The sequence below is a fragment of the Leekyejoonella antrihumi genome (genome assembly GCF_007845645.1).
In the GTDB taxonomy this organism is placed as follows: domain Bacteria; phylum Actinomycetota; class Actinomycetes; order Actinomycetales; family Dermatophilaceae; genus Leekyejoonella; species Leekyejoonella antrihumi.
Genome location: NZ_VCQV01000057.1, coordinates 1 through 16862 on the forward strand (window position 1 = coordinate 1; position 16862 = coordinate 16862).

At 68.0% G+C, this 16862-nt stretch carries 8 protein-coding genes and 2 pseudogenes; 6 read left to right on the forward strand and 4 right to left on the reverse strand.

Annotated elements, in window-relative coordinates; genetic code table 11:
- Positions 1-74: 74 nt before the first annotated feature.
- On the reverse strand, positions 75-5714 hold the full coding sequence (gene mobF / locus FGL98_RS23230) for a MobF family relaxase (RefSeq protein ID WP_186526348.1): 5640 nt from the start codon (positions 5712-5714) through the stop codon (positions 75-77).
- A 313-nt stretch (positions 5715-6027) separates the two neighbouring features.
- Here mobF and FGL98_RS23235 point away from each other — a divergent pair, with 313 nt between their 5' ends.
- From FGL98_RS23235 to FGL98_RS26555, 3 genes and pseudogenes are all read left to right on the forward strand, one after another.
- On the forward strand, positions 6028-6669 hold the full coding sequence (locus tag FGL98_RS23235; RefSeq protein ID WP_222432365.1) for an IS110 family transposase: 642 nt from the start codon (positions 6028-6030) through the stop codon (positions 6667-6669).
- The gene (locus FGL98_RS23240) at positions 6644-7852 is read left to right on the forward strand and encodes a tyrosine-type recombinase/integrase (RefSeq protein WP_222432366.1); all 1209 of its coding nucleotides are present in this window, start codon (positions 6644-6646) and stop codon (positions 7850-7852) included. Before FGL98_RS23235 ends, FGL98_RS23240 begins: the two co-directional genes overlap by 26 nt.
- Before the next feature lie 1291 nt (positions 7853-9143).
- Positions 9144-9893, forward strand: a pseudogene (locus FGL98_RS26555) (tyrosine-type recombinase/integrase); the annotation flags it as partial.
- Between the two features lie 245 nt (positions 9894-10138).
- Here FGL98_RS26555 and FGL98_RS23250 read toward each other — a convergent pair.
- Entirely contained in the window at positions 10139-12625 is a 2487-nt protein-coding gene (locus FGL98_RS23250; RefSeq protein ID WP_146320995.1) for a tyrosine-type recombinase/integrase, read from the reverse strand.
- Entirely contained in the window at positions 12625-13872 is a 1248-nt protein-coding gene (locus FGL98_RS23255) for a tyrosine-type recombinase/integrase (RefSeq protein WP_146320997.1), read from the reverse strand. Before FGL98_RS23255 ends, FGL98_RS23250 begins: the two co-directional genes overlap by 1 nt.
- A 125-nt stretch (positions 13873-13997) precedes the next feature.
- Here FGL98_RS23255 and FGL98_RS23260 point away from each other — a divergent pair, with 125 nt between their 5' ends.
- Together FGL98_RS23260 and FGL98_RS23265 are read left to right on the forward strand one after the other, a co-directional pair.
- Entirely contained in the window at positions 13998-14177 is a 180-nt protein-coding gene (locus FGL98_RS23260; RefSeq protein ID WP_222432368.1) for a hypothetical protein, read from the forward strand.
- A gap of 76 nt (positions 14178-14253) precedes the next feature.
- Positions 14254-15000 carry a transposase gene (locus tag FGL98_RS23265; RefSeq protein WP_146321000.1) on the forward strand — a complete coding sequence of 249 codons (747 nt, stop codon included), beginning with the start codon at positions 14254-14256 and terminating at the stop codon, positions 14998-15000.
- Between the two features lie 76 nt (positions 15001-15076).
- Here the strand turns inward: FGL98_RS23265 and FGL98_RS26560 are convergent.
- Positions 15077-15424: pseudogene (locus FGL98_RS26560) on the reverse strand (transposase); the annotation flags it as partial.
- Positions 15425-15632: 208 nt separating this feature from the next.
- On the opposite strand from FGL98_RS26560, the gene FGL98_RS23275 reads away from it, so the two are divergent.
- Entirely contained in the window at positions 15633-16544 is a 912-nt protein-coding gene (locus tag FGL98_RS23275) for a hypothetical protein (RefSeq protein WP_146321002.1), read from the forward strand.
- Positions 16545-16862 lie beyond the last annotated feature (318 nt).

A 16862-nucleotide genomic window follows, 5' to 3' on the forward strand; every position in this document is an offset into this window, starting at 1 on the left:
GAAGGTGCTCCTCGAACTGGATCAGATAGGGACTTCGCAATCACTATCTTCCCAGGTCAGGGGCACTTTTCAGCTCACGCCACGCACTCCGCGACCCTCACCCGATGAAATCCCCGGGCTAAGGCTGGCCAGTCGGGCTGCCGGGTCAGCCGTTGGTCGATCTGTTCGGCCAGCAGGGCCCACCGCTGGGCGGGTGCCGCGGCGGCAGCGTCCTTCAGCCGCTTGAGTACCTCGCCGGCGCGGCGGGCGTCCGCTGCCGCGGCCGGGTCCGCGTTCCACGCGCCGATCGCGAACAGAGTCTGCCGTTGCATGGTCCGGGTGGCCAGGTGGAGCCGGTCGGCGACCTGGGTGATGGCCGGGTCCCATCGGTGTGGGGGCATGGCGGCGATGACCTCGGCGGCTGCCCGTGCCGCGTGCGTTCGTGGCAGGTTGGTCAGGCGTTCGTTGACCAGTGTCTGGCCAAGGGCGATCGCGCAGGCCAGCGCGTGGTTGAGGGCGTCGCGGCCGCGGGTGGCCAGCAGCCCGGCGGGGTCCTGGCCGGTGGGGAACGCGGCGACCAGTGGGTCCAGTTGGTGGGTTGCGAGTAGCCAGTAGTCGATCTCGGCCGCGTGTTGTCCGGCGGGGTCGGCGTCGGTGGCGATGATGGGGGACGGGTGCGCGTGGGCGAGCTGGGTGGCTTGCTCATGGCTGAGCGTAGTACCCAACGGGGCAACACCGACATACGTACCGTCGCTGGCGAGGGTGACGGCGATCGCGTCCATCGGGCCCTCGACCAGGACCGGGATGGCGGCGGTGTTGAGCAGCCGGGGGATGATCCCGAACAACTGTGCCCGTTTGTGGAACAGCACGGTGTCGGCGGTGTTGAGGTACTTCGGCCCGCGCCGATCCGTGTCGCTCAGCTCGGGACGACGACGGCCGACGAAGCCGAGCACCTGCCCGTTAGCAATGATCGGGAACACCTGCCGGTCGACGAACCGGTCCCTCAGGTGGCCGCGGTCGTTCGTGATGGCCAGGCCTGACTCGAGCAACTCCTGGTCACTGGCACCCTCGTCGCGTAGATGGTGTACGAGCCGAGTCCACCCGGCGGGCGCGTACCCGGGCTGGTAGTCGGGATGTCCGGCGAGGTCCTGGCCGAACCGGTCGCACAGGTAGGCCCGGGCCCAGTTCCCCGGCTGCTGGAGTTGGTTCTCGTAGAAGCGCAGGGCGGCGGCGTTGAGGTCGGCTATCCGTTCGGGTGATACGTCGGCGGTGTCGGCCTCGTACGCCCACTGCACCACCCGATTGATTTCGGCGTCGCTGGGCTCGATCGGGTCGGACAGCTGCCGGGACCGGGCGGCCGCGGCCATCGCGTCGAGCACCTGGTCGGCGCTGGCAGGCGCGGGGTCGCCGGGCGGTGGAAGGGTAGGGATAGCTGGGGTGTTCGGCCACTGCGCCGGGCGGGTGCCGGGGGAGGACGCGTCGGACAGACCATCCGGCTGCTGACCGACGTCGTGGGGCGACTCGTCGTCGAACGGCTGGCCGTCGAATGTCTCGTCGGGCTGGTCCGGTTCGCTGGGCGGGTCGAGCAGGATGCTGATGCGCCACGTCAGCGCATCGCACAGGTCGACACTGGCCGGGTCTGGTTCGTAACCCGCGGGCAGCGTCAACAGTTGGGGGAGGGTGTGTCCGCGGTGCAGGGCGTGGTCGATGGTGGCGACCAGGGCGGGCCAGTGCGGGCTGTCCTGGACCTGCTGGGCCAAATCGGTGCCGAGCAGGCCCGGGAGCTGGGGGATCCATGCGGTGACCAGCAGCGCGTGGTCCTGGGTGTGGTGCAAGGTCGCGGGAGACAGGCGCCCGGCGATCCGCCACCAGAGCGCGGCCGCGGCATGGTCATCGGGCAGCGGGCCTGCATTGGCGGCCTGGGCCAGCAGGTGCGCGGCGTTCAGGCCGGCCCGGGAGATCGCCGCGAGGCATTGCGCGAGCTGGCCGGCGTAGTCATCGGCGAGGATGTCGGGGCTGATGCGGTGCAGCGGGAGAGCCCACTCGGCCATGGCCTCGGGCATGCTCGCTGCGAGCTGGTCGCGGAGGTGCTGCTGCCACTGGTAGGCGGCCCTGCTGAGTTGAACCCGGCCGGTGGGGCGTAGGTCGGTGTCGGGGGTCTGGGTGGCAGCGCGCCAGACCTGCACCTCGGCGAGCACGCCGGGTTCCAGGTGCCCGCCGTGGGCGACCGTCCAGTCCGGGGTCGGGCCGTCGGTGGCGTGGGTGGTGACCTGGTGGGCGAGGTCGGCGACCAGGGCGGCTCGTCGGCGCAGGTACGGGCCCCAGGACGGGTGGGTGGCCAGTGCGGCGGGGACGGCGGGCAGCCAGGGCAGCGGACCCGCGCCGGATTCCGCTGGGCTGTTGAGGCGCCAGTCAAGCACGGCAGCGGTGTCCTCGGCGGTCTCCAGCTCGCGACTCGCGGCCGCGAGGGACAGGGCCCGGGTCGGGTCAGCACCGGTCGCGGTGATCAGGATCAGGTGAGCGCGTAACGCGTCCCAGGCGGGCTGGCCGGTGACGCCTGGGACAATCTCGTCGGCGGCGTGCTCTAGTTGTCGCACGGCGTTCGCGCCGAGGAGGTCTTCGGCGGCGACGTGCAGCGCGTCGGTGTACCGGTCGGTCGCCGGGCCGAGGCGGACGGCCGGGTCCTGCTGCGTCCGCCGGTGCGTGGTCGCCGAGATCGGTGCGGCGTCGCGGGCGAGCATTCCCTGCAGGAGGTCGGTCGGGGTGTCCGGGTGAGTTAGCGACGGGTGGATCAGCGTGTGCGGGTCACCGTCGCCGACGACCTGCAGGTACAGGTGGTTGCCGAGCCTGCCGCGGGTCAGGGCGGTGTATCCCTGTTGCCTGGCCTCGGTCCCGGCGAACAGGGTGTGGCCGGTGTCGGTGGTGATGCCCTGGGCGGTGTTGATGGTGGCGGCGTAGCCAAGCTCGGTGAACGCGGTCACGTAGGCCCGGGGCAGGGTGAGGATCCGGCCGTGGCGCAGGTGCTTGACCCGCAGCGTCCCACGCTGCGGGTCGGTGTCCAGGATGCGCCACCGGTCGCCGTTCTTGACCCAGTCCGTGGCGGTCACTCGCAGCCGGCGGTCGTTGCGGCGGGTAATGATCGTGTCACCGGCGGACGCGTCCTGCCCGTCCGCGAGGCGAACCACCCGCTCCGGCCGGCACGAGTGGTGTGCGGGGTGATTCGTGGATTGGTTGGCGAGGCGGTGGGTTCGGGCGCGCTGGTTCAGCTGGCCGACCAGGTCTCGGGTGGGTGCCAGCATGATGGAGTCCAGGCCGTGGGCGCGGTCGGTGGCCCAGGCGGTGAAGACCTGCTCGGTCATCGCGGACAGGTCCCCGACGTGGACCCGGTCGTGGTCCAGGTAGAAGCCCAGCGCTTCGGTGCGGCCCGCCCGGAAGGCGAGGGAGGCGGCGCCCTCGCCGGGGTCGGCGAACCGCATCACCTCCGACAGGTGCAGGCCCCCGTGGGTGGCGGTGATGTCGCGTAGGACGCCGCCGGCGCCGATCGCGGCGAGCTGCTGGTCATCGCCGATCAGCCGGACGCTGGCTCCGCGGCCCAGCAGGTAGGTGACTGCGCGGTCCAGGCTGATCGTGTCGGCCATCGCGGCCTCATCGATGAGGACCAGGGTGGTCTCGTCGATCTGGTTGACCCAGGCCGGGCGCCTACCGGGTGGCACGTTCAGGGTGCTGATCAGCTTGGCCAGGGTGTCCGTGTGCACCTGGATCCGGTCTCGCAGCACGGTCGCCGCCGCCGCGGACGGCGCCAGCCCCAGGACCTGCCCGCCGCTACCGGTCCAGGCGCGGGTCAGGGCGTGCATCGCGGTGGTCTTGCCGGACCCGGCCGGCGCGATCGCGACCTGCACCCTGGCCCCGGAGGTCGACATCGCGGTGACCAGGGAGGACTGTCCGGCGTTGAGGGTGACGCCGTTGGCCTCCTGCTCCAGCACCGCCAGCGCCACGTCCGCGTCGCTGACCGTGTGCCCGTCGTCGCGGCCGGCCGCGGCCACGAGCCGCTGTTCTGCGGCCAGTACCCGTTTACTGGTGTACTGCTGCGACCCGGCCACCTCATACACCGACGCCCCGTCCGTGCGGCGCAGGATCGGTGGTTCGATCAGGCCGTCGGCGGGCCGATCCAGCCGCACCGAGAACCGATCCAACGCCGTCCGAACGATGGCCTCGACGGCGGCGTCGACGTGCTCCGTGGGAATACCCGCGGACCGGACCCGACGCAGCGCCTCGGCTCGCACGTGCCAGGTCTGCCAGTGGCTACGGTGTCCCTCCACCGTGGTCACCACGCTGTGCGCGGTCTGCTTCACCCACCGCCGGGACGGTGCGTGTTCCGGTGCCCTGGCATGGTTCTGGCGGTTCTGGCGGTTCTCGGGAGAGCGGGCGGGCACCGCCGCCTTCACCATCGCCTGGACGGCGTCGGGGGAGCCGAGCTCATCGGTGGCGTCCCTGGCCCACGCGGCGCGTTGCTGGGCCAGGGTGCGGGGTTCGTGCTTCGCCTCCCGAGTCTCCAGGGTGGCCTGCTGAGCAAGCTGGATCGCCTCGACGGGGGTCGGCGGGCGCCCATGATCAGCCTGGAAGCAGACCGCCAGCTGCGCGCGGCGGGTGTTGATCGCCGCGCGGCGGGCCGACCACCGCGCATTCAGCTGCGGGTTCACGCCGACGATCTCCCGCACCGGCCGACTCGTAGTTCCGCCGGGGTCGCCGGTGTTGGGGGTGTCGGTGGGCCGCTCGGCGAACCGCACCCCGAGCGTGTCGATCAGCCGCCGCTCCAGGGCCGTGTTGTAGACCTCGGACGCGGAGACCATGGCCTTGAACAGGACCCGCCCGTCGATCGAGAGCCATTTCCCGGCCAGGGTCGCGACCTTGTTCGCGACGGCGACATGGGTGTGCAGGTCCGGGTCACCCGCCCGGGAGTCCCGGTGGGTGAACGCGGTGGCGACCAGTCCCTGCACGTCGACCTGCCGCACCCCGTTGCCGCCCTCCCTCGTGTACAGGGCATGGTCCTCGATGAAGGCCAACGCGTCGCTGACCGCCCCGTGGTGAGCCAGCTCGATCCTCGCGGCCAACGGTGGGCCGGCCACCGCCCACAGTGTGCTGACGGACTTGACCGGGCTGAACGTCAGGTCGTACCCGGCCACCGCGGTCGTCTTGGCACGGGTGTTCTTCGCGATCTCCCCGGCCAGCTCCCGGGCCCCGGTGGCGTCCCGCCCGTGCTCGTCCCGGAAGAACTGTGCAGCAACCTGGGATCGGATCCGCGCCCGCTCGGGTGGCGGGACTGCCTGGTCCCAGGGCAGCCCGGCGTCCTGGTTGAACGCGACGAACCGGCGGGCTACTTCTTGCTGGAACGGGGTCGCGTCGTGGGCGTACACCTTGTACGGCTGCCCCAGCCGCAGCGCCGGGACCAGGTTCGGGTCCAGTCCGGCCGCCACCGCATCCGCCTGCTTGGCGAGCGGGTGATGGCCGTGGCCGAACAGCGACTGCATCTGTGAGGCGGTGACCTCATCACCCACGCCCAAGCCGTCGATCGCGGCCATGCCCCGCCCGACCCACCGGCCGGGCGTCTCACCCCGTTCGGTGTAATAGGACGCGAGGGCCATGTGCCCGCGCCCGGTACTGTCGTGCGCGGCGACCTGCCGGGTCAGGTACGCGTACCCCGATCCGGCCGTGAGTTTGTGGATCGAGCCGGTCACACCCCCACCAAAGGCCCGTTGGGGCACCTACACGGACGCTGGTTGAACATTCAACTACCTGGATGCAAGAGGTGTATTCGCATGCGCTCCTTCGTCGCGCTGCTTTGGGGGATGAGAATTGGGGTGTCGTCCGGTGACGTCGATTCACACTGGTGCGGTTGAGCCCGTAGAGGTGTATGACGCGAGGTCTTCGGGTGCCTTTGGATTGTTGCTGCGAGCACGTGGGTCTGTGTCCCAGGCAGAAGATCTTCCGGGCGGCGTGGCCGCGAGGTCCGCGGCCGGGATCCGGAAGGTAGTGGTTGTGGTGGATGTGATGTTCGATCGGGTCGCGGGGCTCGATATCGGTAAGGCGTCGTTGACGGTGTGCGTGCGCACCCCGGGCGCCAGGCGGGGCCGGCATGCCGAGACGCGCACGTTCAAGACGACGTTGGGCTCGCTGCGGCTGATGCGGGACTGGTTGTTGGAGCAGGGCGTGGGCATCGCGGCGATGGAGTCCACGTCGACCTACTGGAAGGCGCCCTTCTACTGTTTGGAGGAGGTCATGCAGGTGTGGTTGCTGAACGCGGCGCACATGAAGGCCGTCCCGGGCCGCAAGAGCGATGTGCGCGATGCTGAGTGGATCGCCCAGCTGCTCGAGCACGGCCTGTTGGCGCCGTCGTTCGTGCCGCCACCGCCTGTTCGCCGGTTGCGGATGCTGACTCGGTACCGAGTCCAGCTGCTGGGGGACCGGACCCGCGAATCCGTCCGGTTGGAGCTGATGCTGGAGGACGTCCTGTTGACTGAACTACGGGGCCGGGTTGTTGAGGTATGTCGTCAGGCGGCAGCGTTCGTGGTTACGGTTCGATCTTGTGACTGGAGCAGCGGATGTGCCGCGGGATTTGTCGTTGTTGGTCGTACCCCGGTGTGGGTCGCTCGCGGCGACGGGAGAGGTGTTCGAGCCGTATCGGCTTGTTGATGCCGACGGTGTCCTCGTCGTACCGGTCGCGGCATTCCTGCGGGACCTGCAAGCGTGTGGCCGTTCGGTGAGCACGCTGCGCTCCTACGGGATGGATCTGCTTCGCTGGTTCCGGTTCGTGTGGTCGATTGGGATCGGGTGGGACCGTGCGACCTCGGTCGAGGCCCGTGACTTCTGCTGCTGGCTGGGGCTCGCGGACAAACCGGGCGGCCCGGTTGGGTGGCGTCATGGTGATGAGCTGGTGGGGGCCTTGGTGGAGGGTGCTGACGCTCGAGGGCGAGCGGTAGCCCCGAACCCGGTGACGGGCAAGCCGCGGCCGGGTGCGGGGTACGCGTCGACGACTCGAGCGCATTGCGAGACGGTGTTGCGCGGTTTTTACGAGTTCCATCTGGAGGCGGGTAGCGGTCCTATGGTGAACCCGTTTCCGTTGTCGCGTCAGCGCGGTGGGCGGCGGGCGCACGAGCACCACAATCCGATGAGTCCGTTCAAGCCCGAGCGTAGTGGCCGGTTTCGGCCCAAGGTGGTCGTGCGGGTGCCGCGTCAGATTCCGGACGAGAAGTTCGACGAGCTCTTCGCTCAGCTTCGTTCGCATCGCGACCGGGCACTGGTGGCATTTTGGGTATCGACCGGGGCGCGCGCCTCGGAGCTGTTGGGTGCCACGGTCGGCGATGTTGACCCGGGCCAGCAGTTGATCACGGTGAGCCGTAAGGGGACTCGGGCGTTGCAACAGCTGCCGGCCTCACCGGATGCGTTCGTGTGGTTGCGGCTGTATCAGGCACAGCTCGGCGAGCTGGTGCCGGGTGGGCGGGATCGGCCATTGTGGTGGACGCTGCGGAAGCCGTTGCGGGCGTTGAACTATCACGCGGCCCGGGCGATGTTCGTGCGGGCCAACGCGGTACTGGGATCGAATTGGTCGCTGCATGATCTTCGGCATTCGGCCGCGTATCGGATGGCTCGTGACCCGCAGATGAGTCTGACCGATGTGCAGTGGGTCCTTGGTCACGCCCACCTGTCCACGACGCAGCTGTACGTGTCGGCACCGGTCGAGGACATGATTGCCGCGGTGCTGGCTCATCATGAGCGGCGTGCCAAGGGGCCTGCCGCGCCGGTAGGCGAGGGAATTGATCGGCTGAGCTACCGGCCTGAATCGCTCGAGGTCTTGTTCGGGCGGGCACCTCAGTGAGCGACGTCGAGCAGGTAGCCGGCCCGGGGTCGCAGGGGTTGTATCAGGGAGCTCGGCCGGTGGCCCGAGGCGCAGGCATGACGCCCGTTCGCTGGCGCTACTGCGTCAGTACCCGCCCCGCGTGCTGCCCGGCAGCTGGCCGGCGACCGAGCAGCCGGCCCCGCTGATCCTGTCACGGCTGTCGGGGGACCCGTTCGCCTCGGGATCGGTGGGGTTGCAGGCTGACCGGGTCCGTGGCGTGCGCCGGGTGCTGGGCTGGTTGGAGGCGCAGCCGGGTGACTCCTGGCAGGATCGCTGGTTCACCTCGGGCGCTGACGGCGAGGGCAACATCGCGTGGCGGCGGCTACCGGCGGGGTGGCTGGCCACGACCGGCCGGAAGTGTCCAGACAGCGAGCACAGCAGGCTGACCCTGTCTCGTGGCATGGCGCTGCTGATCTGTGGTGATGTGGTTCGACCCGGTCTGGGCTGGTTGATGACGCCGGGCACCCCACGCGACCTGGCCACCGAGATCGCCCGGACTCGTGACCCGGACGGTTTCGCGAACCTCGAGGCGATCTGCCGTGGCGCCACCGTCAGTGCGCACACGAGCGGGCTGGCGTTGCGCCGAGTCGCGAGTATCGTGGCCGCCAAGGGAGGCACGGTCAGCGATATCAGCATCGGCGACTGCCTGGAACTGTTGCGTATCGCCGAGGACCAGCAGGTGCGCAGTGCTGCCAACAGCCCGTACTTCTATCAGCTGCTGCGCGCGGCCGGCGTGTTCGCCGACACCGGGCCATCGGTTCGCGGGCTCAGGACGCAGGGACAGCTGGGTTGTGAGCAGCTGATCGACCGGTACGGCATCAAATGCAGCCCGATCCGTGACCTGCTGGTGGACTACCTGCGTGAACGCCAGCAGGGGATGGACTATGCGAGCCTGCACAAGCTGTCCTACACCCTGGGCCGACTGTTCTGGCGGGACTTGCAAGACCATCACCCCGGGATCGCCTCACTGCACCTACCCGCCGACGTCGCATCTGCCTGGAAGCAGCGACTGTCCTGCAAGACGATCCGCAGCACGGTCGACGGGAAGATCGTCGCGACGTCCGCGCCGCGGATCAACGCCGCGGACCATCTGATGACGGTGCGGGCCTTCTATCTGGACCTGAGTCAATGGGCGGCCGACGACCCGTCCCGATGGGGGCCATGGGTGGCACCGTGCCCGATCCGGGACACCGACACGATGATGCAGAAGAAGAAGCGCTCACACCGCAAGTCCCGGATGGATCAGCGCACCCGCGAACGGCTCCCGGTCATGCCCGCCTTGGTCGACACCGTCACCAGCGCGCACCAGCAGGCCACCGAACAACTGCAGGCGGCCCACGCCGCCACCCCGGGCGAGGTGTTCACCGCCGGCGGGCGCAGGCTGCGTCGTTCGGTCACGACTCACGCCACCGCCGCCAAGACCTGGGCCGAGGACCCCGGCACCGGCAAACGGCATGACCTGGATCTGCAGGAACACCAGACATTCTGGACCTGGGCCGCCGTTGAAGTGCTTCGTCACACCGGGGTCCGCATCGAGGAACTCGGCGAACTCTCCCACCACAGCCTGATCCACTACACGCTGCCCGCGACCGGCGAACTGATCCCGCTGCTGCAGATCGCGCCGTCCAAGACCGATACCGAACGGCTGCTGGTGATCAGCCCCGAATTGGCCGACGTCTTGTCCGCGATCATCAGCCGAGTCCGTGACCCAGGCGGCGCCGTCCCCCTCGTGGTCGCCTACGACTACCACGAACGGATCTGGAATCCGCCGATGCCGCTATTGTTCCAACGCCGCTTCGGCGGGGAGGACCGACCGATCGCCGGACCCGCTGTGCGTGAACTGATCACCGCCGCCCTTTCCGGCACCGGACTCACCGATGCCAGTGGGCAACCGTTGCGTTTCGTACCCCACGACTTCCGCCGGATCCTGATCACCGACGCGATCATGCACGGGATGCCGCCACACATCGCTCAACTCGTCGCCGGGCACCGCGACATCAACGTCACGATGGGATACAAGGCCGTCTATCCCGAGGAAGTGATCGACGGGCACCGCGCCTTCATCGCTCGCCGCCGAGCCCTACGGCCCAGTGAGGAGTACCGCACCCCGACCGATGAAGAATGGGATGAGTTCATCGGCCACTTCGAACGGCGCAAGGTCTCCCTCGGCACCTGCGGACGATCCTATGCCACGCCGTGCATCCATGAACACGCGTGCTTATCTGAACTTTACCTCGCGGCAGGGGTTTTCACTCGATGGACTCGTTACTGTGGTGGTGTGGTGCGGCCGGCGAGGTCGGTAAAGGTGGGTAGCCCGAGGTCGACCGTGGAGCCTTGTCGTGTGAGCGTGTCCTGGACCTGGGCGAGCTTGTCCTCGGTGCCGGCGAGGCTGACCTTGAGCCCTTCGACCTCGCCGAGCCACCCCTTGTGTTCGGCTTCGGTGATGCGCGCATGCAGGTTGTCGCGGATCTCCTCCAGGCGTGGCCGTTGCGCCGGGTCGACCCGTAGGAGTGCGCACCTGACGCAGGCGTGTTCATGGACGCAGGGCGTTGCGTAGGCTCGTGCGCAGGTACCGATGGATACCTTCCGCTTCTCGAAGTGGGCGAGGAAGGCGTCCCATTCCTCGTCGGTGGGAGTGCGGTATTCCTCGCCGGGTCTGGCCGACCTGCGTCGTGCCATGAACGCGCGGTGCGCCTCGATCGCTTCGGCGGGGTAGATCGCCTTGTAACCAAGCGTGGTTTGGATGTTTGCGTGCCCGCAGATGATCTGCGCGATGTGCGGGGGCAGGCCACTCATGATGGCATCGGTGACGAAGAGTCTTCGGAAGTCGTGGGGAGAGAACGTGATCGGTTGACCGGTGGTGTCGGTCAGTCCGGTCACCGCTAGTGCGTTGAGCAGCAGCTTGCGCAGCGCGGTGGGAGTGATCGCACGGTGCTCGCTGCCGATGTTGCGTTGGAACAGCAGCGGCATCGGTGCGTTCCACACGCGCTCTCGCACGTCGTAGGCATAGATCAGCGGGATCGCCCCGTCCGGGCCGCGCAGCCGGCTGACGATCGCGGACAGCACGTCGGCCAGTTCGGGTCCGACCAGCAGCAGGCGTTCGGTGTCGGTCTTGGATGGGGCGATCTGCAACAAGGGCACCAGTTCCCCGGTGGACGGGAGCCGGTATTCGGTGATGCTGTGGTGTGTCAGTTCGAGGAGTTCCTCACCACGGATGCCGGTCAGGCGCAGCACCTCGATCGCGGCGAACGCCCAGAATGCTTCGTCTTCCTCGTAGGTCAGGTTCCGCCGTCGCTTGGTGTCGACCTCCTCGGCCCAGATGATGCGTCCGGTGACCTTGGCCGTGAGCATCACGGCCCGGCGCAGTGTCTCGTTGGTGCCGGGGACCAGGTTTCCGGCTGGCGTGTCGGCGGCTGCGCGCAGGCGCTGTGCCGCTGCGAGGCGGCGCTCGTTGGTGCTGCGCACCAGCGTCGGTAGCAACGGGAGTCGTTCGCGGGTGCGCTGGTCCATGCGGGACTTGCGGTGCTTGCGCTCCTTGGCCCGGCCGATCTCGGCATCACGGATCGGGCAGGGCACGGCCCACGGACCCCACCGGGCCGGTTCCTCGATCGCCCATTGCGCGATATCGAGGTAGAAGGCGCGCACCCGCAACAGTTCCTCTTTGGCGTTCAGTCGTGCACTGGTGACCTGGACTCGTGCGCCGTTGGTGTCAACGACCGTGTGGGTCTTGGTGCGCAGCTTCTCCTTCCACGCCTCCGCGACCTGCGGGGGAAGGCGCAGGGTGTCGATGCCCGGTGACAGCGCCTCGACTTCGGACCAGAACAGCCCGGCAAGGGTGCGCGAGATCGCGTCGAGGCTGGCGTAGTCCAGCGAGGGCTGCCGCTCGCGCAGGTAGTCCACGATCACAGCGCGCACCGGCACGCAGTGCAGCCGGTAGCGGTCTACCAGCTCCTCGATACTCAGCTGCCCACCGGCAAGGCCGAACGCGCGGATACTGGGCGGGGCGTCGGCCGGAAAGATGCCCAGCGCGTGAAGCCTCAGGTAGAAGTCGACCTTCTTCTGACCCCCGCGGGCATGAACTCGCCGTTGCATGTCGACCAACTCCACGCAGTCACCGACGGTGACCTGCTCGATCGTGCCGCCCTTGCACGCCAGCAGGGTTGCGATGCGGGTCTCGGCGATCCGCGCGTCGCGAAGTGCGCCCGCGGGCCCGGCAGCGGCGAGCTCTCGCAACCGCGCGAATCCATCCGGGTCGCGGGTCTCAGCCATGGTGCTGGCGAGGTAGCGGTGAGTCCTGGTGAGCATCCACGCCAACCCGGGGCGGATCACATCACCACAGATCAGCATCAGCAACCCGGTGGATAGGTACTCCGGCACGCTGGTTCCAGCCTCATCGCGTTCACGTAACCAGGACAGTGGGAGCTGTGCCCAGGCTGCCCCGGGATGAGCCTCGGCCCCGCTGGCCAGCCAGCGCTGCTGCCACGTCTGGCCAGGGAATGAGGACAACCAGCCCAGCAGCTGGGTCACGCCCCGCCGGCGCCCGACGCGGGTGGTGTGAGACTTCGGCAGGAACGGCGGCCCGGTCAGCCGCTGCACCGTCTGGTCCAGCGTGCCGCTGGTCGCCGGCCAGTCCTGCTCGGCGGGCCGTGCGGGGAACCGGGCACGCAACTGACTGTTGCGAGCCCGCGCCTGCGCCCTGGTTGCATTCGTCGCCGCGACCGGCGTGCTGCGCGCCGTGTGCTTGACCGCCATCAGGACCGACCGAACAGCACGGCCAGCGACTGCGGGTCATACCCCGGCGCCGGTGGAGGCGGAGTCTCGGGGAGCCGTCCCCGACGGCTGTGGTGAGCCAGGACGGCCTGGACGACCTCGTCCTGGGTGGGCGCGATGTACAGCTGCGTCGTGCTCAGATGGGCGTGACCAAGGACCCACTGCACGTCGGTCAACGACAGTTGCGGGTCGCGCGCCATCCGCGTCGCCGCGCTGTGGCGCAGGTCGTGCAGCGTCCAATCGGAACCCAGGGTGGCGTTGGCGCGCTGGAACATGCGGTGCGCGGCGTGGTAGGTCAGCGGCCGGTACGGACGGCGGATCGTCCACCACACCGGCTGCCGACGTCCGCTCGCAATACCTTGCCCGAGCTTCTCTTGCTGGTAGAGCCGCAACCACACGAACGCATCCGCGGAGGCGGGAACCTGCTGTACCGCACGGGATCCCTTACGCACCACCGTGATCAGCTGCCCGCCGGGATCCAGGTCACAACGACGGATGCCAAGCAGCTCAGATGCTCGCGCCCCGGTCGAGACCCAGAAGGCCACCAGTGCCCGGTCCCGGTTGCATGACAGCGCGGCGAAGATCTCATTGAACCGGGCTTCGGGGATCGCCCTGGGAAATCGGCGTGGCACCGTCGGCCGGTACCGCCCGACACGTTCGGGCCGCCACGACTGCATCGGGTTGTGGTGCGCGTTCGCCCGACCCGACCGACGGCTCAGATCCAAGGGAAACGGGTTCACGATCGGCCCGCTGAGCGCATCACGATGGAAGTCGTAGAACCGCCGCAGCACCGTCTCGCTGTGCGCGATGCTGGCCGGCGCGTACCCATCCCCGGCACCCGGCTTTCCACTGACCGGGTTCGGCGCAGCCGCCACGCCACTGGCCAGCCGAGCTTCCTTCGGACGGGATGTCTGCAAGCGCTGCTTGACCGTCAGCCCGATCCAGCAGCTGAAGTCACGGGCCTCCTCCCGCGTCGCTCGATCCCAGTCGATGCCGACCGCCCACAAGAAGCGCAGCCACCGCAACAAGTCCATCCCGTAGGAACGCAGCGTCGCCGTCGATCGACCCATCGCCTGCAAGTCGCGAAGGAACACCGATACCGGGCCCACCACGAGCCCCGCCGGGTCCAAGAGACGATACGGCTCTCGCTCCTCACCAGTATCGATCAAGCTGCCGACCCGGGGCACCACAATCTTCGAAACATCGCGTCCTGCTTCTGATTCCGCCACGCGGACAAGTTACCGATACCCCAGCGTCGGCAGCGCCAGGCGATACGATCGACGCACAGTAGTTCAGTTAACGGGGCATCCGCTGCCCGCTCCTACGACCGGATCCCGCAGCACGCTCTCGACTCGTGCAGCTGCGCGACAATCTCGGCGATCGCATCACCGAAGCCCACCGCGAAGGCTGGCTCGGTGAGGTCGACGGACTCAACGTCAGTCTCGCCGCGGTCGGCAACAAGCTCGCCCAGCTCGACGCGACTGCCGCCCGCCGGCAACCCATCACGATCGGAATGCCCCGCACGCGCCCATAACCCGCCGGCCAACGCCCTCACCAACGGAAGAAGCCAAGATTTTTAGTTCAGAGAAGCGTCGATCAAGCTGTCGTCGGTGGCGTCCAGCCTGAGCACGGTCTCGGCGCGGGCGATGCTGGCGGCGATGGTCGAGGGCGAGCGGGACCCGTTGGTGCTGGCCGAGATGGCCAAGGGCCGGATGCGGATCAAGATCCCGGAGCTGGCGCAGGCGTTGGAGGGCCACTTCGATGAGCACCACGCCCAGCTGGCTCGGTCGATCCTGCACCGGCTGGACCTGGTCGAGGCGGCGCTGGCCGAGCTGGAGGAGACGATGCGGGCCGAGTTTGCGCCGTGGGCGCACCAGTTGGAGCTGTTACAGACGATCCCGGGTGTCGGGGAGCACGTCGCGCAGGTGATCGTGGCCGAGACGGGCGCGGATATGTCTCGGTTCGCGACGGCCGGGCACCTGGCGGCGTGGGCCGGTCTCGCGCCGGGAATGTACGAGTCGGCCGGGAAGAGTCGCCCGGTGGGCAAGCGGCACGGGAACACCTGGCTGACCGCGATGCTGGTCGAGTCGGCCGGGTCGGTCGGGCGGATGCACGGCACGAACTACCTGTCGACGCAGCATGCCCGGCTAACGAGGCGTCGGGGGATGCGCCGGGCTCAGGTCGCGGTCGCGCACTCGATCCTGGTCAGTGCGTACTACATGCTGCAGCGTGACGAGCCGTACCAGGACCTGGGGCCGCAGTGGTTTGCCCGCCGTGACGATGAGGCGCACACCCGCCGGCTGGTCGCGCAGTTGGAACGGTTGGGCCACACCGTGGTGATCGATCCCGCCGCGTAATCGCCTCTCGTTCAAGGAAATGCCCGACAGCGCTGACGGGGAGTGTCCGAAATTCGGTGTTTCTGAACTTCTGGTTTCAGTACTTTTCTGCGGTAGGCCAACGGCCTTCGAAGGTGGTTGCGAACACGTTCAGCGCGGGCTTCCACCTCGTGACCCAGCGTGCTTCTCCCTTCCCGGTAGGGTCAAGACTACGGGTGACCATGTACAGGCACTTGAACCTGCCCGGCCTGCTCGTTCGGGAAGTGCCCGCGAGCCTTCACCGCCCGACGGTGCCGCGCGTTCAGGGACAATAGCGTCTTGCTGAGAACAAGATACGTCTGATCTCGACATTGTAGTCAAGGAACGGGATGAGCTCCTCCCACGCGTTGGCCCACAACCGGATCAGCGCCGGGTACCGCTCGCCCCAAACCTCGGTAAACTCCTCGAACTGGTCGCCAAGAAGAGAGTTCCCAGTCGCTGCGGCCTGCGCCATAGCCCATCTTGATAACGAAGGATTCTGAGACGGTCACGCGCACCTCGCAAAGGTTTGACGCTGGGACAGCGAATCTTGGCTCAAAAAAGGTTGACGCGTACCTGCCCGGGCCCGCCATGCTTGCTGCATGCGGTTCGTGCGCGCCTCCGGCTCCTGGCACGTGTCGCTGTCCTGGCAGAACGAACCGGTTTGGATGCTGGTCGCCACTGCCCTTGCGGCCGCGACCGGCACCGCGGTCCTGACGGTTGGCGCTGGTCATAGCAACGCCGATCGGCTCTACATTTCATCGACGGCGGCGAAGATCGAAATTGTCACGACGGCCGGCCTGTGGGCGGCGATCCCGAGCGTGTGGATCGTGGGACTGTCAGCTTTCCGGATGGTCGCCAAACGGGAGCGGCCCGTGCAGTGGGATTTTGTGACGCTCGGGGTGGCCTTGTCGTTAGCGGTGGCGGCTGGTGCGTGGCTTGCAGGTTGGTACGCCCGCGGCTCGAATACCGGCGTGTATCTGGGGATCTGGCGCACATCATTCACCTATGCCGTCGCAACGATGGGTGCCTACCGCTGCCTTCGAGCAATGTGGTCCGCACGCGCTGCGGCGGCCAGCATCAGCCGGTCCTCAATGCCATCGCCTGCAGGAGCGATAGCCGCGTTGTCCCAGCTGCGCTCGGTGCTTGTCAACGCGCTCGTCGCGGTGGGCGTCCTGGTATCTCTCGGTGTCTTCGCGGCGGGCGCCCAACGGCAGGCGTGGGAAGCGTTCTCGCCAAAGAATAAGGATGCGTATCCAGCCGCGTATGTGGTCATCATGGGCTGCGCCGTGACGCTATTCCTGATGGTAAACTTCGTACCACCGTGGCTTGGCTGGACATCCGCCGCTAATGCCGAGCTGGACGCGCGCCTGCCGTCGTTGGCGCCCGACGCGGCAGGTTGGCAAGCACGAATCGGCGATCGGACCGCGTACGCGGGGCTCTTGCAGATCCCGCAGAGCGCACGAGAGTTGCTCTCATCAAGTGTCTTCATCGTCGGACCACTCATCAGCGCCACCATCAGCCTCTTCATCCCCGGCGGCAGTTGAGCTCACCGAGCGCCACCGGCAGCGTCTGGGCGTTGGACGGTGGCCGATTCCAAGCTCGGCAAGTCCCGGCTGGTGCCACTGCACTCAACCACCACCGAGCACCTGCGCGGTTTCACCACTCGGCGCGACCAGCTGTGCCCGCGCCCGACGAACCCGGCGTTCTTCTTGTCCGGCGCCGGTACCCGGCTGAACTACACTAAGGATTCGCGTCAGAATAACCTAGGTTTTATGCTTTGAGGGCTCTACGCTCGTGCTATGGCAGTGATGGCGCAGGCGGTGGAGTCGGTGGAGCGGCGCTATGCGGTATTGCGTGAGCAT